This window comes from Geodermatophilus amargosae (genome assembly GCF_041028265.1).
Taxonomy (GTDB): Bacteria; Actinomycetota; Actinomycetes; order Mycobacteriales; family Geodermatophilaceae; genus Geodermatophilus; species Geodermatophilus amargosae_A.
This window is the reverse complement of sequence record NZ_JABGCW010000011.1, coordinates 136,392-162,256: the sequence shown is the minus strand read 5'-3', so window position 1 is coordinate 162,256 and position 25,865 is coordinate 136,392. Positions and strand designations below refer to the sequence as shown.

Here is a 25,865-nt window from a genome sequence, read left to right as displayed (position 1 = left end):
CCCGCCGTCCCCGTCCGACCAGACCTCACCGGAGGAACCCCGTGCCGCCGCTCCACGACATCGCGCACCTCGCCCACGTCGAGGTCCTCACCGACAAGCCGGAGGAGTGCCTGGACTTCTACGTCCGCTACCTGGGCATGACCGAGAACGGGTCGGCCGGCGACTCGGTGTTCCTGCGGGCGTGGGACGACTACGAGAACACGACGATCAAGCTGACCGCCGCGCCGCGGCCCGGCGTCGGCCGGACCAACTTCCGGGCCGGCACGCCCGAGGCGCTGCAGCGCCGGGTGGCCGCGATCGAGGCGACCGGGCTGGGCCGCGGCTGGCAGGACGGCGACCCCGGCTACGGGCCGGTCTACGTCTTCACCGACCCCGACGGCCACGAGATGGGCGTCTACTACGAGACCGAGTGGTACCGGCCGACGGGTGACCTCGTGCCCGCGCTGAAGAACCAGGCCCAGGCCTATCCCGGCCGCGGCGTCAGCGTCCGCCGCATCGACCACGTCAACTTCCTCGGCGTCGACGTGGTGGCCAACCGCGACTTCGCCCGGGACGTCCTCGGCGGGATGGTCACCGAGCAGATCGTCCTCGACGACGGCGTCGCCGGGAGCTGGACGACGTTCACGAACAAGGGGTACGACGCGGTCTGGACCCGGGACAACACCGGCACCTCCGGCAGGCTGCACCACCTGTCCTTCGCCGTCGACAGCCGGGACGACGTCATCCGCGCCGCGGACCTGGCGCTCGAGCACGGCATCCACATCGAGACCGGGCCGCACAAGCACACCATCCAGCAGAGCTTCTTCCTCTACGTCTGGGACCCGGCCGGCAACCGGATCGAGCTGGACAACCCCGCCGCCCGGCTCGTCCTGGCCCCCGACTGGCAGCCGATCGACTGGTCCGCGGCCGAGCGGGCCAAGGGCCAGGCGTGGGGGCTGCAGACCATCAGCACCTTCCACACCCACGGCACGCCGCCGGTCGAGGTCTCCGGCCGGTGAGCATCGCGGTGGCCGTCCTCGGCCTGGGCGAGGCGGGGTCGGAGATCGCGCGGGACCTCGTCGCGGCCGGGGCCGACGTGCGCGGCTACGACCCGAAGCCCATCCGCGTCGACGGGGTCGACCCGCGGGGGAGCGAGGCCGACGCGGTGGCCGACGCCGACCTGGTGCTCAGCGTCAACAGCTCCCACGACGCGATGACCGCGCTGGAGAACGCGCTGCCGTCGGTGCGTCCGGGAACGCTGTGGGCCGACCTGAACACCGCCAGCCCCGGCCTCAAGGCCGCCCTGGCCGGGCGGGCGGGGGAGCAGGGGGTACCCGTCGTCGACGTCGCGCTCATGTCACCGGTACCGGGCAAGGGCCTCCGCACGCCGATGCTGGTGTCCGGCGACGCGGCCGGCCGCTACGCCGAGCTCCTCGCCGGCCTCGGTGCCGACGTCGACGTCCAGCCGGGTCCGGTGGGGACCGCCATGTCGCGCAAGCTGCTGCGCAGTGTCTTCTACAAGGGGCTGGCCGCGGCCGTCGTGGAGGCGCTGCGCGGTGCCGAGGCGGCCGGGTGCGCCGACTGGCTGCGCGGGAACATCGCCGCGGAGCTGGCCGGCTTCGACGAGCGCACGGTCGACCGGCTGGTCGACGGCACGCGGACGCACGCCCGGCGCCGCGCCGACGAGATGGCGGCGGCCACCGAGCAGCTGCAGGAGCTGGGCGTCCCGGCCCGGGTCGCCCCGGCCGCCCGCGACCTGCTCGTGGAGCTCCGCGACGCCGCCCTGGAGGAGAGCACGTGATCATCGACTGCCACGGGCACTACACGACGGCCCCGGCCGCGCACACCGCCTGGCGCGAGCAGCAGGTGGCGGCCTGGGGGGCGGGGACGACGCCGCCGGCCTATCCGTCGATCAGCGACGACGAGATCCGCGAGACGGTCCGGTCGAGCCAGCTGCGCCTGATGGACGAGCGCGGCATCGACGTCACGCTGTTCTCGCCGCGCGCCTCGGCGATGGCCCACCACGTCGGCGACGCGGCCGTCAGCCTGGAGTGGTCGCGCCGGTGCAACGACCTCGTGCACCGCGTGGCGACCCTCCACCCGGGGCGGTTCGTGCCCGTCTGCCAGCTGCCGCAGTCGCCCGGCTCGGACCTGCGGGCCTCGATCGCCGAGCTGCGCCGGTGCGTGGAGGAGCTCGGGTTCGTCGGCTGCAACCTCAACCCCGATCCCAGCGGCGGCTTCTGGACCTCCCCGGCCCTGACCGACCGCAGCTGGTACCCGCTCTACGAGGCGATGGTCGAGCTGGACGTGCCGGCCATGGTGCACGTCTCGGCGTCGGCCACCCCGGTGTTCCACGCGACGGGCGCGTACTACGTCAACGCCGACACCACGGCCTTCATGCAGCTCGTGCAGGGCCGGCTGTTCGACGACCTGCCGGACCTGCGGCTGGTCATCCCGCACGGCGGCGGAGCGGTGCCCTACCACTGGGGCCGGTACCGGGGACTGGCCGACATGCTCGGGCAGCCGCCGGTGGAGTCCAACGTCATGGGCAACGTCTTCTTCGACACCTGCGTCTACCACCAGCCGGGCATCGACCTGCTGCTGGACGTGGTGGACACCCCGAACGTCCTCTTCGGCTCCGAGATGGTGGGCGCGGTGCGCGGCATCGACCCGCGGACCGGGCACCACTACGACGACACCCGGCGCTACGTGGAGGCCTCGTTCACGAAGGGGGCCCTCGACGACGACGCGCGGACGGCCGTCTTCGAGGGCAACGTCCGGCGGGTCTACCCCCGGCTCGACGCGGCGCTGACAGCCCTGGGGCGCTGACCGGGAGGGGTCAGGACGTCTCGGGGACCCGCAGGTGGGCGACCGCGACGTCGAACTCGGCGGTGTCGACGACCTCGATGCCCAGGGCGGGGGCGAACTCCTCGCGGAACTCCCGCGCGCCCTCGCCGGCCTGCTCGGCGTGCGCGCGGCTGTCGTAGGACACGGCGGCCACGGTGAGCCCCTCCTCCCGGCGGACCATGACGCTGACGCTGCAGAACCCGGGCAGGTCGTCGAGCTTCGGCATCAGCGACAGGCGGACGGCGTCCACGGCGCGGTCGACGGCGGCGGGCTCGGTGCGCAGCCAGGTGACCCGGGCCCGGGCGCCCTCCCCGGCGTCCGGGACGCGGTGCATCGCCGCGATCTGCCACTCCTGCACCTCGGGCTGCCCGCCCAGGATCGCGGCGGTCCGCTCGGCGAGGTCCCGGACGCGCTCGCGGCTGTCCTTCAGCACGGCCTCGTCCCGCCACGACGTCGTGACGACGCAGCGGCCGCCGGTGCGGTCGGCGAGCACCGACAGGCCGAGGCAGCCGTCCATCCGCTGCATCGCCGGCATCACCTCGTCGCGGGCGTGGTCGACCGCCGCGTCCACCGACCCGGGGGTCCCGGAGATGGTGGTGGATCGGGCGTACATCTGCGCCACTCCTCCTCCAGGTGCCCTCCCGGCCGGCGGCGCCCCGCCGGCAACGCCGGTCGGGCCAGGGTGCCACCCGGGGGGCGCGGCGCGCAGTGACGACGCGGTGGGCGGGCCTACGTCGATTGTCGCGGCCGGGACGACACGTCCCGCCGTCCCGGAGAGGTCATCTGCGGCACCCGTCACACCCCTGCGGTGGATAGGTTCGGCAGCACCGTCCCCGAGGACCCGTTCGCGCGGGCCACGGGGACGACCCGGGACGCGGCCGGCCGGCCGCGTCCGGGGACGGTCCCTAGGAGGAGGCGCGATGACCCGGCCCGCCGACGCCCAGCACGGTGTCCTGGTGCTGTCCTGCCCGGATGCTCCGGGCATCGTGCACGCGGTGTCCGGACTGCTCGTGCAGGAGCGGTGCACCATCGTGGAGAGCCACCAGTTCGACAGCGCCGCGAGCGGCATGTTCTACATGCGGGTCGAGTTCGCCCACGTCGACGGCGCACCGCTGGACTTCGCCCACCTGTGCCGGACCTTCGAGGAGACCGCGCAGCGCTTCGGGATGTCCTGGCGGATCGCCGACGCCGCCGAGCGCCAGCGCGTGCTCATCATGGTCAGCCAGTACGCGCACTGCCTCAACGACCTGCTGTTCCGCAACTCGATCGGCGAGCTCAACCTCGACGTCGTCGCGATCGTCTCCAACCACCCCGACCTGCGGGGCATCGCCGAGTTCTACCGCGTCCCCTTCCACCACGTCCCGGTGACCCGCGAGACCAAGCCCGAGGCCGAGGCGGCGCTGCTCGACATCGTGCGCGCGGAGCGGGTGGAGCTGGTGGTGCTGGCCCGCTACATGCAGATCCTCTCCGACGGCCTGTGCCAGCAGCTCGAGGGCCGGGCGATCAACATCCACCACTCGATGCTGCCGAGCTTCAAGGGCGCCCGTCCGTACCACCAGGCGCACGCCCGCGGCGTCAAGTTCATCGGTGCGACCGCGCACTACGTCACCGCGGACCTGGACGAGGGCCCGATCATCGAGCAGGAGATGCTCCGCGTCGACCACTCGCTGAGCCCCGAGCAGCTCGCCGCGCGGGGGCGGGAGGCGGAGACCCGGGCCCTCTCGCACGCGGTGCGCTGGCACACCGAGAACCGCGTCGTCATCCGCGGGAACCGCACCGTCGTCTTCGAGTGAGCGTCGTCTCCGAGTAGGGGGCGCCGGGCCGTCCGGCCGCCGCGGCCCGGGCCCCCGCGTCCTCGGGTGTCCGGGTCAGACGGTCTCGGGTACCCGGAGATGGGCGAGGACGAGGTCCATCTCGGCGACGTCGAGGATGTCGACGCCCATGATCCGCACGGCCTCCTCGCGCAGCGTGCGGGCCTGCTCCCGCGTCTGCTCGAGGTGCTCGCGGCCGTCGAGGACGACCGTGCCGACGGCGCGGCCGCTGTCCCGGTCGAGGAGCATGCTGAGGCTGCAGAAGCCGGGCATCTGCTGGATCCGCGGCATCAGGCTGGTGCGGTACATGTCGAGCAGCTGGTCGGCCTTGTCCGGCTCGGCGCGGCTCCAGGTGATCCGCGCGCAGGCGCCGTCCCCGGCGGCGTGCTCGCGGTGCAGGACGGCGATCTCCCACTCCTGCACCGCGAGGTCCTCGCTCGCTCCGAAGCGCTCCATCAGGTGCCGGCGCATCGGCTCGACGCGGTCGGCGCTGGCCCGCATCGACTGCCGGTCCTCCCAGGCCGACGTCGCGATGCACCGGCCGCTCTCGCGGTCGCACATCATCGACAGGCCGATGCAGCCGTCCATGTCCCGCACGGCCGGCCAGACCTCGTCCCGCACGTAGGCGATGGCGTCGTCGAGGGAGTCGCGTGCGCCGAGGATGGTGGTGGATCGGGCGTACATGCCGCCCTCCTCTCGGATCGGCGACGCCCCTGCGGCACCGCCGCACGGCCGAGGGTCCTCCCTCGCGGGACGCCGGACAACGGTCCTCCGCGCGCGGGCCGCGGGGCCTCGGAGCCGGATCGCCGCCCGGGGCTCCGGGGCGCGTGCGGCGCGGCGGGCGCCGACCTGGTGGACTCGGCCCGTCCGCCGCCGGTCACGGTGTCGTGCGGGCGCGGGGTGTCGAGCAGGGGTGGGGGGAGCGTCGTGCAGGTGCGGCCACGCGGGCTCGTCCTGCTCGTGGCGTTCGCCTCCGCCGTCGCCCAGGCCTTCGGCCGCTTCTCCTACGCGCTGCTGCTGCCGGCGATCAACCGTGACCTGCTGGACTCCTACGCCGTCGCCGGGCTGGTCGCCACGGCCAACGTCACCGCGTACCTCGTCGGGACGCTGGCCGTCAGCGTGCTGTCCCGCCGGGCCCGTCCGGCGGCACTGATCCAGGCGGGCCTGGCCTGCAGCGCCGTGGGCCTCGCGCTGCTCACCCGTGCCGGGGGCGCCGGCGGCCTGGCCGTCGGACTGACCCTGACCGGTGTGGGCGGCGCGTTCATCTGGGTGCCGGCGCCCGGGCTCGCCGGTTCGGTCGTGCGTCCCTCGCGCCGCGGCGCCGCGATCGGCGTCGCCGGCTCGGGCATCGGCGGGGGGATCGTGTTCGCCAGCGCGCTGACGTGGGGGCTGCAGGCGCGGGGCGGGGACGCCTCCTGGCGCACGGTCTACCTGGTGGAGACGGTGCTCGCGGTGGTCGCGCTGGTCCTGTGCCTGCTCCTGCTCCGGCCGGCGCCGCACCGCGACGACGGCGTCCCCGTGCGCGCCGGCGCCCTGCGCCGGGTCCCCGGCTGGATCGGTCTCACCGGCAGCTACGCCGCCTACGGCCTGGCCTACTCCGTCTACACCAGCTACCTGGTGACCGCGCTGGAGGACGACGCCGGCTTCTCGGCCGGCCACGCCTCGGCGGTCTACACGCTGGTCGGGATCGGCCTGGTCGCCGGCGGCATCGTGCTCGGACCGCTGTCCGACCGGTGGGGCCGCGGTCGCACGCTGGTCGCCGGGTACCTGGCCATGGCCGGCGCCATCCTGCTCGTGCCGCTGGGCGTGGAACCGCTGGCCTCGGCGTCGGCCCTGGGGTTCGGGCTGATGATGTCCGGGCTGCCGGCGGTGATCGCGGCCCACCTCTCGGACTTCCTGACCCCGCGGGAGTTCGCCGGGGCCTTCGGTCGGTGCACCCTCGCCTTCGGTCTGGCGCAGCTGGCCGGGCCTCCGCTCGGCGGCTTCCTCGCCGAGACGGCCGGGGGCTTCGTCGTCCCCTTCCTGCTCGCCGGGCTCGTGGCGGCGGTGGGCGCCGGCCTCAGCCTCGACGTCCTCCGCGCCGCGACCCCGCGCCGCCGGCCGGGCGGCGTCCGCCCCTGACGGGCGCAGAGGCCCAGCAGGGCTCACCGAGGCGGCCGACACGGTGGTGATCGGGCTCGCCCGGACGGCCGGGCCGCAGGTGATCCGTTCGCCCGGTCCGGACGCGGGGGCACAGTGCCTCTCCCTGCCACCTCAACGTACAGCGCGGCCGGGGCCTTGCGGCAAGACCCGGGTCGTGCCCCAGCATCTCGGGGCCGAGCGCCATCGAGCACCCGCCGACCGGCGCGGACGGCGAGGAGGGGGAGCGACCCGTGGTGGACGTGGTCATCGCCGGCGGCGGACCGACCGGCCTGGTGCTGGCGAGCGAGCTGCGGCTGCACGGCGTGGACGCGCTGGTGCTCGAGAGGGACGCGGAGCCGACCCCCTACGTCCGCGCGCTCGGCCTGCACGCGCGCAGCGCCGAGATCCTGGACATGCGCGGTCTGCTGGAGCGGTTCCTCGCGCTGGGGCGGCAGCTCCCGGTGGGCGGCTTCGCCGGGATCCCCACACCGCAGCCGGACGGGCTGGACACCGCGCACGCGTACGTCCTGGCCATCCCGCAGACCGTCACCGACCGGCTGCTCGCCGAGCACGCCGTCGAGGTCGGCGTGGAGATCCGGCGCGGCTGCGAGCTCGTCGGGCTGGGTCAGGACGACGACGGGGTGACCGCCGAGCTGGCCGACGGCAGCGAGGTGCGCGCGCCGTTCCTGGTCGGCTGCGACGGCGGCCGCAGCACGGTGCGCCGGTTGCTCGGCGTCGGCTTCCCCGGTGAGCCCAGCAGGGTCGAGACGCTGCTCGGCGAGATGGAGGTGGCGGCCTCGCCGGAGACCGTGGCCGCCGTGAACGCCGAGGTGCGCCGCAGCGAGCTCCGCTTCGGCCTCGGGCACCTCGGGGACGGGGTCTACCGCGTCGTCGTGCCCGCCGCGGGGCTGGCCGGGGACCGCGGTGTCCCGCCGACGCTCGAGGAGGTCCGGCAGCAGCTGCGGGCGGTGGCCGGCACCGACCTCGGCGTGCACTCACCGCGCTGGCTGTCCCGCTTCGGCGACGCCACCCGGCTGGCCGAGCGGTACCGGACCGGCCGGGTGCTGCTGGCCGGCGACGCCGCGCACGTGCACCCGCCGGCCGGCGGGCAGGGGCTGAACCTCGGTATCCAGGAGGCGTTCAACCTCGGCTGGAAGCTGGCCGCCGAGGTGGCCGGCTGGGCACCGGAGGGGCTGTTGGACAGCTACCACGCGGAACGGCACCCGGTGGCCGCCGACGTCCTGGACTTCACCCGCGCGCAGTTCACCCTGCTGTCCCCGGAGCCCGGTCCGCGGTCGGTGCGCCGGCTGCTGTCGGAGCTGGTGGGTTTCGCGGACGTGAACCGGTACCTGGTCGAGAGGACCACCGCGATCGGGGTCCGCTACGACCTCGGCGAGGGGCACGACCTGCTCGGCCGGCGGCTGCGGGACGTGCGGCTCGGGCGGCGGCGGCTCTACGAGCTGATGCACCGGGGACGCGGGCTGCTCCTCGACACGACCGGCCGGCTGTCGGTCGCGGGCCGGGCGGACCGGGTCGACTCCGTCGTCGACGTCAGCGAGGAGCTCGACGTGCCCGCGGTGCTGCTGCGGCCCGACGGCCACGTGGCGTGGGCCGGCGGCGACCAGCAGGGCCTGCTCGACGCGCTGCTCCGGTGGTTCGGCTCCGCCGTCGGCCCGGTCTGACTCGCCGATCCGGCAGCGGGCGGTCCCGCGGTCAGTCCGTCATCAGTGCGAGCTGCTTCGCGATCTCGCGCGGGTTGGTGTCGCCGGCGACCTTCTGCAGCAACGGCGTGTTGTCGAAGACCAGGTCGCGCAGCGGCCGCAGCGGTGCCGGCGCGTGGTGGAAGACCTTGCCGAGCAGGTAGGCCTGCTGCACCTGGCGGGCGGTGTGCGGCTTGCGCGGGTCCTCGTAGGACTGCAGCGCCCGCGAGACGGCGGCGGCGTCGCTGAGGTCGACGCCGGTGAGCGCCCGGCCCAGGAAGTAGCCGTCCTCGATCGACATCCCCGCCCCGTAGGCCGCGTAGGGCGAGGTCGGGTGGGCGGCGTCGCCGACCAGGGTCGTGCGCCCCCTCGACCACTGCCTCAACGCGGGGCGGTCGCGCAGCACCCAGCGCTGTACGTCGCCGGGGTCCGTGGCGGCGATCAGGCCCGGCAGGGGAGCGGGGAACCCGGCGGCGAGGGCGCCGGCGGCAGCCTTCAGGTCGGCGGGCGCGGGGGCGTCGGGGTCGGTGGCGGTGAGCACCCACCACTGCTGGCCGTCGCGGCCCCTGTTGCGGATGGATGTCCAGGAGCCCTGCACGGTGCGGCTGTGGGTGAGGACGCACTTGTTCGGTTCCGTGCCGGGGACGTCGGCGAAGGTGAACCCGCCGAAGATGTGCAGCCGGTGCTCGCGCTTGGGGGCGTCGCCCCACAGCGTGCGGCGGACGAGGGAGTCGATGCCGTCGGCGCCGACGAGGACGTCGTGCTCGGCGGTGCTGCCGTCGGCGAAGGTCAGGGTGACCGCGCGGTCGTCCTGCTCGATGCGCTCGACCTGCGAGCCGAAGCGGATGGTGCCGGGCGGGATGGCGGCGAGCATCCGCTCGTAGAGCTCGGGCCGGAGTAGGCCGATGAACCCGCCGCCGTACTCGCGCTTGACGTCGTCGTCGAGCCTGACGCGGACCCGCACCTTCCCCGCGAGGTTGCGGAACTCGGAGTCGGTGGGGGCGCCGAGGTCGTCGGTGTCGACGCCGAGGGAGCGCAGCGCCTTCAGCGGCGGCGGCCAGAGGTTGAGGATGTTCCCGGCCGGGCGGGCCTCCCGGTAGCGCTCGTAGACGACGACGTCGTGGCCGGCCTTGATGGCGCCGAGGGCGGCGGCCATGCCGGCCGGGCCGGCACCGAGGACGGCGACACGGCCGGGGACGCGGCTGCGCGGGCGAGTGGTCATCGCAGGTCTCCTCATCGGGATCAGTGCAGGAGGTCGGCCGGCTCGGGCCGGGTCGGGGACGTCGTGGATCGACATGACGGGCTCGCCGGTGACCAGTCCGCCGACCGCGGCGAGGAACTCCCGCGTGTGGTCGTGCGCCATGTGGGCGTCGAGCGCTCCCTGGTCGCGCCAGACCTCCACGCTGACGACCACGTCCGGCTCGTCGAGATCGGTGGCGAAAACGTAGGAGATGCAGCCGTCGTCCGACCGGGTCGCCGCCGTCACCGCGCGGGCGGCGTCGACGAGTCGGGTCCGGTGTCCCGGTGCCGCCGCGGCGCGGCCGAGGACGATGAGCACTACTCCTCCTGGGGATGCGAGCAACCGTAGCGTTCGCTACGGTTCAGCGCGGGAAGCGTGTGGCAGGGGTCACCGCCGTGTCAAGGGCCGCGTCCGTCGGAGGCCCGGGCGAACGGGAGGATGACGCCGTGGGCTCAGCCGCGGAGGTCTCGCTGGAGGTCCGGCCGCCGCTGCAGCGGCGCAGCCGGGAGGCGTGGAACCGCGTGCTCGACGCCGGGGTGGCGCTGCTCGAGGACGGCGGCTCCGAGGCCTTCACCATCGCCGCGGTCTGCGAGCGGGCACAGGTGGCGCCGCGGGCCCTCTACGCGCGGGTCGACACCAAGGAGGCGCTCTTCCTCGCCGTGTACGAGCACGGCATCGCCCGGCTGCTCGCCGACCAGGAGGCGTTCGCCGACGCGGGCCGCTGGGCCGGGCTCGCGCCGGCCGACCTGGTCCGGGCCGCCGTGGCGCAGGTGGCCGGGATCTTCCTGCAGCACGAGCGGTTCCTGCGGGCGGTCGTCCTCGTCTCGGCCGCGCACCCCGAGGTGCGCCGGCGCGGCTCGGACTACGGGCGGCTGCTGGGAGACCAGTTCACCTCGGTCGTGCTCCGGGTGTCGGACGCGGTGCGGCACGACGACCCCGAGGCCGCCGTCCGCTCGTGCTTCGGGACGGTGTTCGCCACCTCGGTCATCCGGGTCGCCTACGGCCCGGGCTTCGCCACACCGGCGCCGGTCGGGGACGACGCGTTCGTCGCCGACCTGGGCGAGACCGCGGTCCGCTACCTGCTGGCCGGCGCCGGCGACTGACCCGTCAGGGGACGGGCGGCAGGTCGGTCACCTCGACGGTGAGCTCGCCCCCGCCCTCGTGGCGCGCCGTCATCCGGCCCACCCGGCCCAGCATGCGCAGCGAGGCGCGGTTCTCCGCGGCCACCGTGGTGCGCAGCCGGGTGACGCCGGCGGGCCGGCGGGTGAGCAGCGCGTCCATGAGCGCGCGGCCCACCCCGCGGCCCTGCCAGGCGTCCGTGACGGTCACCGCGACGTCGGCCACGCCGGGCTCGTCCGGATAGCGCACCAGGCGGGCGACGCCGACCTGGCGGGCGCCCTCGCCGTCGGGGAACGCGGTGAGGACGACGGCGACGTGGTCGACGCCGTCCACCGCGTCGACGAGGATCCGCAGCATGCCGTCGGACAGCTCCGGCAGGTCGGTGAGGAAGCGGAACCGGCGCGAGGCGGGCGAGAGCTCGGCGTAGGCCTGCCGCAGCGCCTCGCCGTCGGTGTCGAGCAGCGGCCAGATCATCGCCGGCGTCCCGTCGGCGAGCGCGATCTCCGTCAGCGGCCCGGCCGTGGCGGGGACGCGCTCGGCGGCCGTGCTGGTGGTGGTCACGACAGGTACAACGCGCGCGGATCGCCGATCCCTCCGGGATGTGCGCGAACACACCGTGCGCCCCGTCGTTGCCCCGGTGCCCCGCAGCGCGCAGCCTGGGCGCATGAGCCGCAGCGGGACGTCGGTCGGCACGGTCGTGCGCTGGGACGAGCAGGCGCACGGCGCCGTGCTCGAGGTGCCCGGGCTGGCGGGTGACGTCTGGGCAGACGCCGCCGTCGTGGACACCGCCGACGGCACCCTGCGCGCCGGGCAGGTCGTCTCCGTCGAGTGGGCCGAGGAGCCGCAGCACGGCCGGCCGTTCCGGGCGCTGCGCGTGCAGCGGCGGGAGGACCTGCAGGCCACGCCCGGCGCCTGACCCGACGGCACGCGCGACGGTCTGTGCCCCGGTGACTCCGGGGAGCACGATGTCCGGCACGCCCACCGTCCGTGCCGAGTCCCGGGAGCACCCATGGCGCGAAGGACCGGAGTCCGGGAGCACCGGCCGGTGACGCGAGGGACGGTGCGGCCCGACGTGCCGGCCGCGACGGGGGCCTAGGACACCGGCGGCGGCGCGGACCGGCGAGGAGGCCGCGGTCGTGGCGGGGACCGTGCCCCGCGAGGCCGTGCCGGGGAGCCCCGTCCCCCAGCGGCGGTCCGGCGGGGAGCGCGGTCCGGGGCAGTCCGCGCTGGTCCTCGGCGCGCTCGGCGTCGTCTACGGCGACATCGGCACCAGCCCGCTGTACGCGATGAAGACGGTGTTCGCCGTCGACGGCGGCGCGGTGGGGGACGCCACCCGCGACCTGCTCGGCGTCGCGTCGCTGGTCGTCTGGGCGCTCACCGTGACGGTGACGGTCAAGTACGTGGTCGTCGTCCTGCGCGCCGACAACGACGGCGAGGGCGGCGTCATGGCGCTGGCCGCGCTCGTCTCCCGGTCCCTCGGCGGCGAGGGGCACCGGCGCGCCGGCCTGGCGGTGCTGCTGGGGGTCCTCGGTGCGTCGCTGTTCTACGGCGACAGCGTCATCACGCCGGCGATCTCGGTGCTGTCGGCCGTCGAGGGCCTGGAGGTGGTGTCGCCGGGGCTGTCCGCCGCCGTCCTGCCCCTGGCGGTCGCCGTGCTCACCGTGCTCTTCGCGGCGCAGCGGTGGGGGACCAGCCGGGTCGGGCGGGTCTTCGGCCCGGTGATGGTGCTGTGGTTCGCCGCCCTCGGCACGGCCGGGCTGGCGCAGGTGGTGGCCCGGCCGGAGGTCCTGCGGGCCCTCTCGCCGTCCTACGCCGTGCTCTTCGCCGTCGAGCGGCCCGTCCTCACCCTCGCCGTCATGGGCGCGGTGGTGCTGGCGATCACCGGCGCGGAGGCGCTCTACGCCGACATGGGGCACTTCGGCCGCCGGCCGATCCGGCTGGCCTGGTTCCTGCTCGTGTTCCCGGCACTGGTCCTGAACTACCTGGGCCAGGCGGCGCTCGTCACCGGGGACCCGCGGGCCCGGGAGGACCCGTTCTTCCTCCTCTTCCCGTCCTGGGCGCAGCTGCCGATGGTCGTGCTCGCCACCGCCGCCACGGTGATCGCCTCGCAGGCGGTCCTCGCCGGCGCCTTCTCGATGTCGCGCCAGGCGGTGCAGCTGGGCTTCCTGCCGCGGCTGCGCATCCGGCACACCTCGGCGCGGGAGGCCGGCCAGGTGTACGTGCCCGCGGTGAACCGGGCGCTGTTCGTCGTCGTGCTCGCCGTGACGCTCGGCTTCGGCTCCGCGGCCCGCCTGGCCACCGCCTACGGCGTCGCGGTGACGACCACGTTCCTCGTCACGACCGTTCTGCTGCTCGCCGTCGCCCGGGCACGGTGGGGGTGGTCCCGGCGCCGGCTGGTGCTCCTCGGCGGCGTCCTCGGCGCGGTGGAGCTGACCTACTCGGCCGCCACCCTGCCGAAGGTGCTCGACGGCGGGTGGCTCACCCTGCTCATCGCCGCCGCCGTGCTCACGGTCATGACGACGTGGCGCCGCGGGCACGAGGCGCTGGCGGCCCGGCGGGTGGAGCGGGAGGGACCGCTGGGCGCCGCCCTCGCCGAGGTGCGCGCCGCCGGCGTCCCCCGGGTGCCCGGCACCGGGGTGTACCCGCACCTGGCGGAGGCGACCGCGCCGCTCGCGCTGAGGGCCACCGTCGAGCGCCTCGGCGTCCTGCACGAGCGGGTCGTCGTCGTCTCCGCCCGGACGGTGGCCGTGCCGCACCTCCCGGGCGGCGCCCGGTACACCGTCGAGCCCCTGGGGCGGCCCGGGGACGGGTTCGTGCACGTCGCCGCGGAGTTCGGCTTCCAGGACCCGCCCGACCTCGTCGCCGTGCTGCGCCGGGTGCTCCCGGCGGGACCCGGCGGGGCCGGCGACCCCGACACCGCGACCTGGTTCGTCACCCGCCCGACGCTGTGCACGTCGCTGCGCACGACGCCGGGACCGGCGCGGCGGTCCGGGATGAGCGCCTGGCGCACCCGGCTGTTCGTCGGGCTGACCCGCGCCGCGGTGGGGCACGCGGAGTACCTCGACCTCCCGGCCGCCCGCACGGTCGTCATGGGCGCGGAGCTCGACCTCTGAGTGCGGCGCCCGTCGCCGGCACTGCGAGACTCGCCGCACCGTCTCCCAGCCCCTCCAGGAGGACCCGTGCGCGCCGCCCAGATCGCCACCCTCGACGGCCCCTCGGCCATCTCGGTCGTCGACGTCCCCGAGCCCGACGGCGCCGGCAAGGTCGTCGTCGACGTGCACGTCGCCGGCGTGACCTTCCCCGAGGTGCTGCTCAGCCGCGGCGAGTACCAGCTCAAGCCGCAGCCGCCGTTCGTGCCCGGCAGCGAGGTGGCCGGCGTCGTGCGCAGCGCCCCGGAGGGCAGCGGCCTCACCGCCGGCCGGCGGGTGGCCGCCTTCCCCGGGTTCGGCGGCTTCGCCGAGGTGGCGGTGGCCGACCCCGGCTTCGTGTTCCCGCTGCCCGACGCGGTGTCCTTCGAGCAGGGCGCGGCGCTGCCGATGAACTACCTGACGATGCACTTCGCGCTGCGCCGCCGCGGGCAGCTGCGCGAGGGCGAGACGGTGCTCGTGCACGGCGCGGCCGGCGGCCTGGGCACGGCGGGTGTCCAGCTGGCGAAGGCCTACGGCGCGCGCGTGTTCGCCGTCGTGTCGAGTGAGGCCAAGGGCGAGGCGGCGCGCGCCGCCGGCGCCGACGAGGTCGTCCTCGCCGACGGGTTCCGGGAGCGGGTGAAGGAGCTCACCGGCGGCCGCGGGGTCGACGTCGTGGCCGACCCGGTGGGTGGCGACCGGTTCACCGACTCCCTGCGCAGCCTGGGCCGCGAGGGCCGGCTGCTGGTGCTCGGCTTCACCGGCGGCGAGATCCCCACCGTGCGGGTCAACCGGCTGCTGCTGAACAACGTCTCGGTGGTCGGCGTCGGCTGGGGCGCCTTCTGGTCGGGCGAGCCCACCTTCGTGCAGGAGCAGTGGACCGACCTCCTGCCGCTGCTGGAGCAGGGGCGCCTGCAGCCGGTGCTCGGCACGGTGCACCCCCTGGCCGACGCCGCGGCCGCGGTCGCCGAACTCGACGAGCGCCGGGCCACCGGGAAGGTGCTGCTGCGCGTCCGCGACTGACCGCCGTCCAGGTGCCCGCGCCCCACCCCGCCGGCCGGCGGGGTGGGGCGCCGCCGTGTGCGGGGGGTGCCGGCGCCGTCGGGCGCGTGCCGCCTAGCAGATCCCGGCGCGGTGCACCAGGTGCGGGCGCGCCACAGCTGCCGGCCGCTCCTGTGGCGAGACCGCACGGAGCCGTATCACCACGAGGTCACGGCTGGCCCGACCTGCGCGTCTTTCCTTGACGGCCCGCCTATCGTTCCGCCGCATGTGGTCCATCTCACCGGCCGTGGCGACGGCGCCGTGCTGAGCGTCGACGCGCTGCAGGTCACCTACGGCGGCGCCGTCGAGGCCGTGCGGGGCGTCTCGATGGAGGTGCCCGACGGCGCCGTGGTGGCGGTCCTGGGCAGCAACGGGGCGGGCAAGAGCACGCTGCTGCGCACCATCTCCGGCACCCTGCGGTTGCACCGCGGCCGGGTCGACGCCGGGACGGTGCGCTTCGGCGACCTGGACCTGACCCGCCGGGACGCCGGGCAGATCGTCCGCGCCGGCGTCGTCCAGGTGCCCGAGGGACGGCGGATCTTCGGCCGGCTCACCGTCGAGGAGAACCTGCGCGCCGGCGGCATGGGCAACCGCGACCGCGCCGCGAAGGCCCAGGCGATCACCCGCGTGCACGACCTGTTCCCGGTCCTCCGGGAGCGCAGTGGCCAGCGTGCGGGACTGCTGTCCGGCGGCGAGCAGCAGATGCTCGCGATCGGCCGCGCCCTCATGGCCAGCCCCCGGCTGCTGCTGCTCGACGAGCCCTCCCTCGGCCTGGCGCCGCGGATCATCGGCCAGATCGGCGAGGTGATCGCCGAGATCAACCGGCAGGGCACCTCGGTGCTGCTGGTCGAGCAGAACGCCACCATGGCGCTCGGGGTGGCCACGCACGCCTACGTGCTCGACGTCGGCCGGGTGTCGCTGTCCGGCGACGCCCGCGAGCTCGCGCAGTCCGACGAGGTGCAGCGGCTCTACCTCGGCCACACCGGCGCGGGCCCGGAGCAGCGCACCGACCAGGCACCCCGGCGCACCCTGTCGCGGTGGACGGCGTGACCGCCGTCCCCGCGGCCACCCCGACCACCCGGGACGACGTCCCGCCGGTCGAGGTCGAGTCCGTCAGCGTCGCCTTCGGCGCCATCAAGGCGCTCAACGACGTCTCCTTCACCGTCGCGCCGGGCTCCATCCACGCCGTCATCGGCCCCAACGGCGCCGGCAAGTCGACGCTGTTCAACGTCCTGTCCGGCGTCTACCAGGCCACCGAGGGCGAGGTCCGCTTCGGCGACGCCCGGCTCAGCGCCATGCGGCCGTTCCAGATCGCCGGCGTCGGCGTGGCCCGCGCCTTCCAGAACATCGCGCTGTCGGGCACCCAGACCGTCGCCGAGAACCTGATGCTCGGCCGCCACCACCTGACGAAGGCCGGGTTCCTCTCCTCCGGCCTGCGTCTGCCGCGGGCCACCCGCGAGGGGAAGCTGCACGGCGAACGGATCCGGGAGATCGCCGAGTTCCTCGACCTCGGGGACAAGCTGCACACCCCCGTGGGCGTGCTGTCCTACGGCGACCAGAAGCGGGTCGAGGTGGCCCGGGCGCTGTGCATCGAGCCGCGCCTGCTGCTGCTCGACGAGCCGGTGGCCGGGATGAACGCCCAGGAGACCGCCCGCATGGCCGACGCCATCCGGGAGATCCGCTCGGCGCTCGGGATCACGGTCATCCTCGTCGAGCACGACATGGGGATGGTCATGTCCCTGGCCGACCGGGTGACCGTCCTCGACTTCGGCCGCCGGATCGCCGACGGCACCCCCGCGCAGGTGCAGTCCGACCCCGAGGTCATCCGCGCCTACCTGGGCTCGGGCACCGAGGACAACCCCGCCGACGCCGTCGCCGCCGCCTCGGGTGGCACGGCCTCGGGTGGCACGACCCGTCCCACCGACCACCCGGAGCGCCGGCCGTGACCCAGTTCCTGTCCCTGCTGCTCAACGGGATCTCGCTGGGCGCGATCTACGCGCTCATCGCCCTGGGCTTCGTGATCATCTTCAAGGCCAGCGAGGTCGTCAGCTTCACCCACGGCTCGCTGCTGCTGCTGGGCGCCTTCACGATCGCCCGGCTGGCCGACCCCCTGGGCTTCCTGCCCGCCGTGCTGGTCGGCGTCCTGCTCACCGCGCTGGCGGCGTTCCTCGTCGAGCGGCTGATCATCAACCGGCTGCGCGGGGCCCCGGTGATCAGCCTGGCGATCGTCACCATCGGCGTCGACATCATCCTGCTCACCGAGCTGATCCGGCAGATCGGCCCGGACATCCTCAACATCCCGCACCCGTGGGGCGGTGACTCCGTCCGCATCGGCGGGGTCGGCATCAGCGAGAACCGGCTGATCGCCATGGGCGTCGCGGCCGTGCTCATCGTCGCCTTCTTCGTCGCCTTCAAGTACTCCAGCTGGGGCGTGGCGATGCGCGCCTCGGCCGAGGACGGCGAGGCCGCGGCGCTCATGGGCATCCGGCAGGGCCGGGTGTCGGCGCTGGCCTGGGTCGTCGCCGGCGTGCTGGCGGGGGTGGCGGCGCTGTTCCTCGTCGGCGCCCCGACCCCGGGCGTGAGCGCGGCCGCCTACACCGTCGCGCTGCGCGCCTTCCCGGCGGCGATCCTCGGCGGCCTGGACTCCACCGGCGGCGCCCTGGTGGGCGGGCTGCTCATCGGGATCACCGAGGCGATGGCGGCCGGCTACCAGGAGCAGCTGTCCTTCCTCGGCCGCGGGTTCGGCGAGGTCGCTCCCTACGTGGTGATGATCATCGTGCTGCTGGTCCGCCCCTCCGGCCTGTTCGGGACCAAGGAGCTGACCCGTGTCTGACACCCTCTCCGCCCCGGCCGGGGCCACCCGCCGGCCCCCGACGGCTTCCGGGTCGGCGGCCCGGCGGTCCCCGGCGCGCCTCGTCAAGACGCTGCTGCTGCTGGCCGCGCTGGTGCTGCTGCTCGTCCTCCCGCTCTACGTGGAGGAGTTCTGGCTGCGCACCGGCTTCGCCGTCGCCGGCGCGATCGTCGGCGCCATCGGGCTGAACCTGCTCGTCGGCACCACCGGGCAGCTGTCGCTGGCGCACGCGTTCTTCCTCGCCGTCGGCGCGGTCAGCTACACGTTCGTCTCCGGCGAGTCCGGGGGCCTGGGCACCCGGGCGGCGCTGCGCGGCCTGGAGCTCCCGCCGATCGTGGGCATGGTCGTCGGCGTCCTGCTCGCCGGCCTGGCCGGGCTGCTGTTCAGCCCGATCGCCGCCCGGCTGCGGGGCATCTACCTCGGCGTCGCCTCGCTCGGTCTGGTCTTCATCGGCGTCCACGTCCTCAACACCTGGACGCCGGTGACCGGCGGTTTCAACGGCCGCTCGGTGCCGGAGTTCTCGCTGTTCGGGTTCTCCTTCGGCAACGACGACCCGCAGCTGTTCGTCCTCGGCGTCCCGTTCCGGGAGGCCGAGCGGCTCTGGTACCTCGGCATCGTGCTGGCGCTGGCGGCCTACCTGTTCGCCCGCAACCTGCTGCGCAGCCGGCCCGGCCGGGCGCTGCAGACGCTGCGCGACAGCGAGGTGGCCGCCTCGGTCATGGGCGTCAACGTGCAGGCGTACAAGGCGCGGGTGTTCCTCGTCAGCTCGATGTACGCGGGCCTGTCCGGGGTGATGTACGCGCTGTCGATCGGCAGCATCGCGCCGGAGTCCTTCGGCCTGACCGTGTCGATCCTCTACCTGGCGATGATCGTGCTCGGCGGTCTCGGGTCCGTGGCCGGCGCGGCGCTCGGCGCGGCGTTCGTCACCGCGCTGCCGCTGGTGTTCCAGCAGTTCGCCGACGTGCTGCCCCTGGTCAGCGCGCCGGGTGAGGGCGGCGTCGCCGCCGGCATCGCCGCCCGCTACCTCTTCGGCCTGGCCATCGTCCTGGTCGTCCTCTTCGAGCCCGGCGGCCTCGCCGGGCTCGCGCACCGCTTCCGCCGCCGGGGTGCCAGACCCGGCCGCGGATCCCCGGGTCCCGGGTCCGGCACCACCGTCCCCGAACCGTCCGAACCACCGTCACGAGGGAGCAGCAGATGAGAGCTGGAACGCGTCTACGGGGGGCCACCGTCCTGGCCGCCGCCGCCGTCGTGGCGGTGAGCGGCTGCAGCACCAAGGCGCCGGAGAGCGGTGGCGGCGGCGGCGGGGGCGGCGAGGCCGGCGGCGACGTCACCACCGACGTCGGCATCGAGGGCACCACGATCCGCCTCGGCGTGCTGACCGACTTCACCGGCGTCTTCGCCGCCCTGGGCACCGACATCACCAACGGCAACACGCTGTACTGGGAGGACAACCAGGTCTGCGACACCTACGACGTCGAACTGGACGTCCAGGACACCGGCTACGTGCCGCAGACGGGTGTGCAGCTCTACAGCGGCATGGAGCCCAACGTCCTGGCGATGCAGCAGACGATCGGGTCGCCGATCAACACCGCGCTGGCCGGGGACTACGAGAGCGACTCGATCGTCAACTTCCCGTCGGCCTGGGCGCGGACGCTCACCGAGATCCCGGGCACCGGCGTGCTCGGCGCCACCTACGACGTCGAGATCGCCAACGGCTACCAGTACCTGTTCGACCAGGGCCTGCTGCAGGACGGCGCGACGGTCGGGCACATCTACTTCGAGGGCGAGTACGGCGAGAACGGCCTGGCCGGCTCCCGCGCCGTCGCCGAGGCCCGGGGCCTCAACGTCATCGAGGCGCAGATCAAGTCCACCGACCAGGACATGTCCGCGCAGGTCACCCAGTTCGCCGCGGAGGGCGTGGACGCCATCGTGCTGACCGTCGCGCCGGGGCAGACCGCCTCGGTGGCCGCGGTGGCGCAGTCGGCCGGGCTCGACGTGCCGATCCTGGGCAGCAACCCGGTGTTCGCGCCGGGACTGCTGGACGGCCCGTCGGCGCAGTGGCTCAAGGACCACCTCTACGTGTCCTCGCCGGTCACGGCGTGGGCCTCCCAGCCCGAGCTGCTCGAGCAGTACCAGGCGGCCTACCCGAACACCACGCCGAGCTTCGGCGCGATCTTCGGGTACGCGATGGGCGACGTCATGAACCAGGTGCTCGACGCGGCCTGCGAGAACGGCGACCTGACCCGCGAGGGCGTCCTCGCGGCGTTCGGCGAGCTGTCCGACGTCGACACCGGCGGCCTGCTCGTGCCGCTGACGGGCTTCGAGACCGGCGTGTCGCCGAGCACGGAGAGCATCATCCTCCGGCCGGCCGACGCACCCGGTGGCGCCGAGGTCGTCCAGGAGTCCTTCGAGGGCGAGCTCGCCGCCGACCTCGCGGGGTAGGGACCTCCCGCAGGGCCCACACACCGGCGCCCCCTCCCGTACGGGAGGGGGCGCCGGTCGCGTCTCAGCGCAGGACCGGGAGCTCCACGCGCGAGGGGTGCGCTGCGTCGGAGAACACCTCGAAGCGGCAGGGGCGGCCGGTGCCCGCCGACGCGAACGGCTCGCCGGTGCCCAGGTTGCGCGCGAACCGCGGGAAGGCCCCGCCGGACACCTGCACCCGCAGCCGGTGCCCGGCCCGGAAGCGGTAGGCGGTCGGGAACAGCTCCACGTCGACGGCGAGCACGCCGTCGGGGCCCACGGTGACGTCGTCGGCCGGGACGGTGCGCGGATCCAGCCGCCGGACGCCGTCGACGACGTTGCGCGACACGCCGGCGGGGTCGACGTCGCAGAGCCGGACGAACAGGTCCGCGTGGTCGAGGTCGGTGCGGACGTGCACGCGGGCGCGGACGTGCCCGACGACGTCGACGTCGCGGGGGAGCGGAGGGCCGGAGAAGACGAGGACGTCGTCGCGGGCCTCTACCGCGGCGTTGTCGGCCTGCCTGCCGGGGCGTGCGAGCAGGGGGCCGCCGACGGTCGGCGTGGGGTCGGCCGGGTCGTAGGTGAACCGGCGGGGTGCCGCGTCGCCGGCCTCGGCCTGCTCGGTGAGGCCGCCGTCGGCCCGTAGGTGGTGCCACACGGGGGAGACCCCCGGCGGCGGCCAGGACTCCGACTCCAGCCACCGGCCGGCCTGCTGCAGGTACAGCCGCACGGGCGCGCCGGCCGGCGCCGGGCCGCCCTGCAGGTGGTGGCGCAGCCAGCGCACGTCGCTGCGGACGATCTCCCGGAGCTCCCCGGGGTCGCCGTGCAGCCACGGGCCGACGGTGATCCGCGCGGGGACCCCGGCGGCGCGCAGCCGCGCGTGGTCGGTCAGCTGCGCGGCGGCGAACAGGTCCCACCAGCCGGTGACCATGTTCGCCGGCGGGAAACGGGTGAGGTCGGCGTCGTCGTGGTCGGTGCCGTGCCAGAACGGGTCGCCCGGGCCGGCGTGGCCGGTGAAGTCGCGCCAGAACGGCACCGGCGCGCCGACGGCGACGGTGTCGGCCGCCTGCAGCGGCAGCATCCGCAGCGCCCGGTCGACCCGCGCCCGCAGGCCCGGCGGCTGCAGCGGGGCCGGCAGGCCGCCGGCCTCCTGCCGGCCGATGGCCACCGACCAGCGCAGCGCGTTCTCCAGCCCCGGCGCGCCGTGGTCGTAGAAGGCGCTGGTGATCCGGGCGCCCGTGATGTGCGGCGAGACCGCGACCAGCGGGGGGTCCGCGTAGGGGGCGACGGCCCACTGGGTGTGGCCGAAGTAGCTGCCGCCGGTCATCGCCACCCGGCCGTCGCACCAGGGCTGCGCGCGCACCCAGGCGAGGGTGGCCAGGCCGTCCTCGTGCTCGGTGGTGAACGGCCGGAAGTGCCCGCCGGAGCCGAAGGTGCCGCGCGTGGACTGCACGAACACCTGGAAGCCGCGCCGCGCGTACGGGGCGGCGAAGGCGTGCGCGAACAGCCCGGCCCGCCCGTAGGGGAGGCGGATCAGCACGACCGGCTGCGGGCCGCCCGCGCCGGCCGGCCGGTAGTGGTCGCCGAGCAGCGTCACGCCGTCGGGCATCGGGACGGCGACGTCCCGCTCCACGGTGTACGGCACCGCCCGCAGCGGCAGCCCCAGCGCGGCGTCCGCGAGCAGCCCGCCCAGCCTGGTCAGCACCGGCACGTCCTCGTCCTCCCGACTCCGCAGCGGCGCTCCTCGCCCGCGGTCGCAGATCATCGTCGTGCCGCGGGCCGTCCGCCGCGAGAGGTGCGCAGGGGCTCCCGCGGGCGCCCGCGGAGGGCCACGATCGGCGGATGGACCTCGACGCGCGACTGAGGGAACTGGGCATCGAGCTGCCGGAGCCGAGGAGCCCGGCCGGGAACTACGTGGCCGCCCGGCAGGTCGGGGACCTGCTGTACCTCTCCGGCGCGGGGCCGGTGCGGCCCGACGGGAGCCTGGTCACCGGCAAGGTCGGGGACGGCGGCGTGGACCTGGAGACGGCCCGGGAGGCGGCGCGGCTGACCGGGCTGCAGCTGCTCGGCACGGTGCGCGCCGAGCTCGGCGACCTCGACCGGGTGCGCGCGGTGGTGAAGCTGTTCGGGATGGTCAACTGCGCGCCCGGCTTCACCCGCACGCCCGCCGTCATCGACGGGTGCTCGGACCTGTTCGTCGAGGTCCTCGGCGAGCGCGGCCGCGGGGCCCGCTCGGCGGTGGGCATGGCCGAGCTGCCCTTCGACATCGCCGTGGAGATCGAGGCGGTCGTGCAGGTCGCCTGAGCGGGGTCCCCTCCTGACTCCGGGGTCACGGACGGGTGACTTCGCGGGCGTGACCGTCCCGCAGGGTCTGGACGCGGTCGACCGGCTCCGGCCGGGCGACCACGCGCTCCGGTCCTTCACCGGCGCCGCCGACCTCGCCGCGGCGGTCGTGCCCTTCCCGGACGAGGGCTGCCGCCGCGAGGAGCAGCTGCTGTTCATCGGGCCCACACGGCCGGCCCCGCTCGCCGCGGTGTCGGCACTGCCGCACCGGGACGCGCTGCTCGTCGACGGCCGGCCGGATCTGCAGGAGACCGGTGACAGCGACTCGACCGGCGCCGCGCTCGTCCCGCGTGCGCAGGTGGAACAGCACCGCCGCGCCACGCGGGCGGCGCTCGACGGCGGCCGCACCGGCCTGCGGGTGGCCGCGGACGTCACCGAGCTGCTCCGGCAGGGGCGGTCCGGCCGCCGCTGGCCCACCTGTCCGGGCGGCGACCGTGTCGTCGCTGCGCGGGGAGGTGGACCTCACCCAGGCCGCGTACGTGGCGACTGCGTCCGACCGGCGAGTGGGACGGCACCCGGCTCGCGCACGAGGGGTCCGTGCTCTCCGCCGACGCCGAGCTCGTCGAGCGGGTCGTGCCCTTCGTCCTCGAGGGGGTCCGCCGGGAGGAGCCGGTGCTCGTCGCCGCCGGGGAACGCGTCCGGTTCCCTGCTGCCCGAGCACCTCGGGACCGACCTCGGGCGGCTGACCGTCTTCGCCGCCGCGGAGGCGTGGTGGCGCGGTGGCCACGGCACGCTGCAGGCCTCCGACCGCGACCTGCGCGCACTGCGTGCCACCACACCCACCTGGCGGCTGGCCGCCGGACCGACCTGGCTCGCCCGCGAGGACGGTCGGGTGTGGAGCCGGTTCGAGGCGGTCACGAACCGCTGCTACGACGCGGTGCCCTACTGCAGCCTGTGCCTGCACGACGCCCGCCGGCTCCCGGCCGAGGTCCTCGCGGCCGTGAACCGGTCCCACCCGCTCACCTGGGGCGGTGCCGCACCAGTGCCCGGACCGGCCTACGAGGACCCGGCCGGCTTCCTGCGCGCGGTCCAGCCCGCGTGGGCCCCTCCGTCCGGCGCACGCTGTCGTCGGCACCGTGACCGCACCCGTGCAGGGCCGCCGCGCCGTCAGCGCCGCGGTGCCCTCCGACCGGCGGGCCCGGCTCGGCGACGTCGTCCTGGCCACCCACGAGCTGCGGGCCAACGCGTTGCGCGTCGCGGCGTTCGCCGAGCTCGTGACCTGGACCGACGGGGACACGTTGGTCGTCGAGGTCTACGACGGCGGCCCGGCCTGCCGGACGAGGCGCTCGGCTACGTGCCGCCCGATCCGGAACGCGGCCCCCGGGGGACGTGGCTGGCCTGGAGCCTGGCCGACGACGCCGCCGTCCGCAGCGGCCCGGCACCGCCGTCCGGCTGTACTCCCGTCCCCAGCCGTGAGTCGTGTCAGAGGGCGTCGAAGAGGGTGACCCGGTCGGGCTCGGCGACGGGGAACGGGTTGGGCCACTCCGAGGGCGTGCCGGTGATCGGCTGGGCGTCGGTGACCACGACGTGCGGCGGACCCGGGTAGACGGCCAGCACGCGGGCGGTCGAGGTCAGCTCCTCGGTGTGCTCGAGCAGCTCGCCGCGGCGCAGCGTCGTCGTCGTCCGCTGCCCGTGCAGCTCGCGGCCCACCTCGGCGACCCACGCGGCGCCGTCCTGGCGGAAGGCGACGGAGTGCACCCGCCGGCCCGGGGGCGCCGGCTCGCAGCCGGCGAACTCGGCGAGGGCCTCGTAGAGCCGCTCGGCCTGGTCGTCGTCGCTCGCGCGCGGGAGGAAGAAGGCAGCCACGGCCCCATCCTGACCGCCGGTGCCGACAGCTCCGGGATGCGGGCCGGGCACCGTGCGTGCACGCTGGAGGCGCACGCTCCGCTCCGGTCGAGTAGAGGGGGAACTCCTCGCCGGCGCACCGGGCCAGGTTCCGAGCTCCCGCTCCCTGGCCCGGCTCTCCCCGCACCGGTCGTGCGCGACGGGATGCCGCACTCCCGGGTCAGGTCTCCCGGCTCACCGACGCCCGCAGCACCCGGCCGCACAGCAGCGTCGCCACGCCGGCGACGACGACGGCCAGCAGGCCGATCCGCAGGCTCGAGGCGTCGGCGATGGCACCGACCAGTGGTGGCGAGGCCAGGAAGCCGATCCGCAGCAGCCAGTTGACCAGCGTCAGCCCGACGCCGTGCCGCAGCCCGGGCAGGTCGTCGGCGGCGGCGTAGACCGCGGGGACGAGGGTGGCGACGCCGAGGCCGGCCAGCGCGAAGCCGACCAGCGTCGTCGGCAGCGAGGGGACCGCCAGCGCCAGCCCCATGCCGGCGGCGATGACCGCACCGCCCAGGCGGGCCACCCGGCGCTGGCCGAACCGGTCGACGACGCGGTCGCCGGTCAGGCGCCCCACCGTCATCGCCACCGACAGCGCCACGAAGCCCAGGCCTGCGGTCGCGGCGCCGGTGCCGATCTCACCGCGCAGGTACAGCGCGCTCCACGACGAGCCGGCGTCCTCGACGACGGCGCCGCAGGCGGCGAGCACACCGAGGGCGGCCAGCGCGGGGAGGACGGCGCGCAGCGCGCCGCTCCCGCCGGTGGGCGGCGCGTCCGCCGCGACCTCCTCCTGGTCGGGCCCCGGCAGCATCGAGCGGTGGGCCACCAGGGCGAGGACGGCGAACACGCCCGCGACCACCCCGAGGTGCAGGCCCAGCGGGATCCCCAGCCCCGCCGCGGCCGAGCCGAGCAGCCCGCCCGCGACCGCGCCGATGCTCCAGATGCCGTGGAAGGCGTTGAGGATCGACCGGTCGTAGGCCCGCTGCACGCGCAGGCCGTGGGCGTTCTGCGCGACGTCGACGACGGCGTCGAGCGCGCCGGCCACGAACAGCGCGCCGGCCAGCAGCCACCACGACGGCGCCACCGACGCGGCCCAGACCGCCGCGGCCAGCGCCACGAGGCCGAAGGAGGCCACCCGCGCCGAGCCGAATCGCCGCATGAGCGCGGCCGAGGCCAGCGCGGAGACCAGCGAACCGAGCGGCAGGGCGGCCAGCGCGGTGCCGAGGGAGGCGTTGGTGAGGTCGAGGCGGTCCTTGATCTCGGGCAGGCGGGGCACGAGGTCGGCGTAGAGGACGGCGTTGATGAAGAAGCACGCGGCGACGGAGGCGCGGGCGGCGCGCAGCCGCGGCGGGGCGGCCGGGAGGGTGTCCGACACGGGGTCCTGTCCTGGTCTGGGGGTGC

The 25,865-nt window shown here is 75.2% G+C and carries 23 protein-coding genes and 1 pseudogene; 17 read left to right on the top strand and 7 right to left on the bottom strand.

The window, feature by feature from the left end; genetic code table 11:
• The first annotated feature begins 41 nt into the window (after nt 1–41).
• Genes HLV61_RS15230 through HLV61_RS15220 form a run of 3 tightly spaced genes read left to right on the top strand, consistent with a single transcriptional unit; the run spans nt 42 to nt 2,808 of the window.
• Nucleotides 42–998 carry a VOC family protein gene (locus tag HLV61_RS15230; RefSeq protein WP_369256857.1) on the top strand — a complete coding sequence of 319 codons (957 nt, stop codon included), beginning with the start codon at nt 42–44 and terminating at the stop codon, nt 996–998.
• The gene (locus HLV61_RS15225) at nt 995–1,780 is read left to right on the top strand and encodes a DUF1932 domain-containing protein (protein WP_369256855.1); all 786 of its coding nucleotides are present in this window, start codon (nt 995–997) and stop codon (nt 1,778–1,780) included. Before HLV61_RS15230 ends, HLV61_RS15225 begins: the two co-directional genes overlap by 4 nt.
• Nucleotides 1,777–2,808, top strand: coding sequence for an amidohydrolase family protein (locus HLV61_RS15220; RefSeq protein ID WP_369256853.1), 1,032 nt, complete (start codon nt 1,777–1,779; stop codon nt 2,806–2,808). The genes HLV61_RS15225 and HLV61_RS15220 overlap by 4 nt, the downstream gene beginning before the upstream one ends.
• A 10-nt stretch (nt 2,809–2,818) precedes the next feature.
• Here the strand turns inward: HLV61_RS15220 and HLV61_RS15215 are convergent, their stop codons facing one another.
• On the bottom strand, nt 2,819–3,439 hold the full coding sequence (locus HLV61_RS15215) for an antibiotic biosynthesis monooxygenase (RefSeq protein WP_369256851.1): 621 nt from the start codon (nt 3,437–3,439) through the stop codon (nt 2,819–2,821).
• 307 nt (nt 3,440–3,746) lie between these two features.
• On the opposite strand from HLV61_RS15215, the gene purU reads away from it, so the two are divergent.
• Entirely contained in the window at nt 3,747–4,619 is an 873-nt protein-coding gene (gene purU / locus HLV61_RS15210; RefSeq protein ID WP_369256849.1) for a formyltetrahydrofolate deformylase, read from the top strand.
• A gap of 75 nt (nt 4,620–4,694) precedes the next feature.
• Here purU and HLV61_RS15205 read toward each other — a convergent pair whose 3' ends face one another.
• Complete coding sequence (locus tag HLV61_RS15205; RefSeq protein ID WP_369256847.1) at nt 4,695–5,321, bottom strand: hypothetical protein; 627 nt, start codon at nt 5,319–5,321, stop codon at nt 4,695–4,697.
• Between the two features lie 243 nt (nt 5,322–5,564).
• Between HLV61_RS15205 and HLV61_RS15200 the strand changes: the two genes are divergently transcribed.
• Entirely contained in the window at nt 5,565–6,758 is a 1,194-nt protein-coding gene (locus HLV61_RS15200) for an MFS transporter (RefSeq protein ID WP_369256845.1), read from the top strand.
• A 251-nt stretch (nt 6,759–7,009) separates the two neighbouring features.
• Complete coding sequence (gene rox / locus HLV61_RS15195) at nt 7,010–8,440, top strand: rifampin monooxygenase (protein ID WP_369256844.1); 1,431 nt, start codon at nt 7,010–7,012, stop codon at nt 8,438–8,440.
• A gap of 31 nt (nt 8,441–8,471) precedes the next feature.
• Here the strand turns inward: rox and HLV61_RS15190 are convergent, their stop codons facing one another.
• Entirely contained in the window at nt 8,472–10,016 is a 1,545-nt protein-coding gene (locus tag HLV61_RS15190; RefSeq protein WP_369256842.1) for an FAD-dependent monooxygenase, read from the bottom strand.
• Between the two features lie 128 nt (nt 10,017–10,144).
• On the opposite strand from HLV61_RS15190, the gene HLV61_RS15185 reads away from it, so the two are divergent.
• The gene (locus HLV61_RS15185) at nt 10,145–10,801 is read left to right on the top strand and encodes a TetR/AcrR family transcriptional regulator (RefSeq protein ID WP_369256840.1); all 657 of its coding nucleotides are present in this window, start codon (nt 10,145–10,147) and stop codon (nt 10,799–10,801) included.
• A gap of 4 nt (nt 10,802–10,805) precedes the next feature.
• On the opposite strand, the gene HLV61_RS15180 is transcribed toward HLV61_RS15185, so the two are convergent.
• Nucleotides 10,806–11,378 (bottom strand): GNAT family N-acetyltransferase, encoded by a 573-nt coding sequence (locus HLV61_RS15180; protein WP_369256838.1) that lies wholly within the window; start codon nt 11,376–11,378, stop codon nt 10,806–10,808.
• A gap of 103 nt (nt 11,379–11,481) precedes the next feature.
• Here HLV61_RS15180 and HLV61_RS15175 point away from each other — a divergent pair, with 103 nt between their 5' ends.
• From HLV61_RS15175 to HLV61_RS15140, 8 genes are all read left to right on the top strand, one after another.
• Complete coding sequence (locus HLV61_RS15175; RefSeq protein ID WP_369256836.1) at nt 11,482–11,733, top strand: hypothetical protein; 252 nt, start codon at nt 11,482–11,484, stop codon at nt 11,731–11,733.
• A gap of 220 nt (nt 11,734–11,953) precedes the next feature.
• Nucleotides 11,954–13,930, top strand: a complete 1,977-nt coding sequence (locus HLV61_RS15170) for a potassium transporter Kup (RefSeq protein WP_369256834.1) — start codon at nt 11,954–11,956, stop codon at nt 13,928–13,930.
• A gap of 66 nt (nt 13,931–13,996) precedes the next feature.
• The gene (locus HLV61_RS15165; RefSeq protein WP_369256832.1) at nt 13,997–14,965 is read left to right on the top strand and encodes an NADPH:quinone oxidoreductase family protein; all 969 of its coding nucleotides are present in this window, start codon (nt 13,997–13,999) and stop codon (nt 14,963–14,965) included.
• A gap of 246 nt (nt 14,966–15,211) precedes the next feature.
• Nucleotides 15,212–16,033, top strand: coding sequence for an ABC transporter ATP-binding protein (locus HLV61_RS15160; protein WP_440284818.1), 822 nt, complete (start codon nt 15,212–15,214; stop codon nt 16,031–16,033).
• On the top strand, nt 16,021–16,929 hold the full coding sequence (locus HLV61_RS15155) for an ABC transporter ATP-binding protein (protein WP_369256830.1): 909 nt from the start codon (nt 16,021–16,023) through the stop codon (nt 16,927–16,929). Before HLV61_RS15160 ends, HLV61_RS15155 begins: the two co-directional genes overlap by 13 nt.
• Nucleotides 16,926–17,816, top strand: a complete 891-nt coding sequence (locus HLV61_RS15150) for a branched-chain amino acid ABC transporter permease (RefSeq protein WP_369256829.1) — start codon at nt 16,926–16,928, stop codon at nt 17,814–17,816. Before HLV61_RS15155 ends, HLV61_RS15150 begins: the two co-directional genes overlap by 4 nt.
• Nucleotides 17,809–19,032 (top strand): branched-chain amino acid ABC transporter permease, encoded by a 1,224-nt coding sequence (locus tag HLV61_RS15145; RefSeq protein WP_369256827.1) that lies wholly within the window; start codon nt 17,809–17,811, stop codon nt 19,030–19,032. The genes HLV61_RS15150 and HLV61_RS15145 overlap by 8 nt, the downstream gene beginning before the upstream one ends.
• Nucleotides 19,029–20,276, top strand: coding sequence for an ABC transporter substrate-binding protein (locus tag HLV61_RS15140; RefSeq protein ID WP_369256825.1), 1,248 nt, complete (start codon nt 19,029–19,031; stop codon nt 20,274–20,276). Before HLV61_RS15145 ends, HLV61_RS15140 begins: the two co-directional genes overlap by 4 nt.
• Before the next feature lie 64 nt (nt 20,277–20,340).
• On the opposite strand, the gene HLV61_RS15135 is transcribed toward HLV61_RS15140, so the two are convergent.
• Nucleotides 20,341–21,999 carry a CocE/NonD family hydrolase gene (locus HLV61_RS15135; RefSeq protein WP_369256824.1) on the bottom strand — a complete coding sequence of 553 codons (1,659 nt, stop codon included), beginning with the start codon at nt 21,997–21,999 and terminating at the stop codon, nt 20,341–20,343.
• A gap of 137 nt (nt 22,000–22,136) precedes the next feature.
• On the opposite strand from HLV61_RS15135, the gene HLV61_RS15130 reads away from it, so the two are divergent.
• The gene (locus tag HLV61_RS15130) at nt 22,137–22,598 is read left to right on the top strand and encodes a RidA family protein (protein ID WP_369256823.1); all 462 of its coding nucleotides are present in this window, start codon (nt 22,137–22,139) and stop codon (nt 22,596–22,598) included.
• Between the two features lie 49 nt (nt 22,599–22,647).
• A pseudogene (locus HLV61_RS15125) lies at nt 22,648–23,535 on the top strand (MEDS domain-containing protein); the annotation flags it as partial.
• A 524-nt stretch (nt 23,536–24,059) separates the two neighbouring features.
• Here the strand turns inward: HLV61_RS15125 and HLV61_RS15120 are convergent.
• Nucleotides 24,060–24,443: a hypothetical protein gene (locus HLV61_RS15120; protein WP_369256821.1), complete on the bottom strand. Its 384-nt coding sequence runs from the start codon at nt 24,441–24,443 to the stop codon at nt 24,060–24,062.
• Between the two features lie 199 nt (nt 24,444–24,642).
• A complete protein-coding gene (locus tag HLV61_RS15115; protein ID WP_369256819.1) occupies nt 24,643–25,839 on the bottom strand; it encodes an MFS transporter in 1,197 nt (398 codons plus the stop codon).
• Between the last annotated feature and the right edge of the window lie 26 nt (nt 25,840–25,865).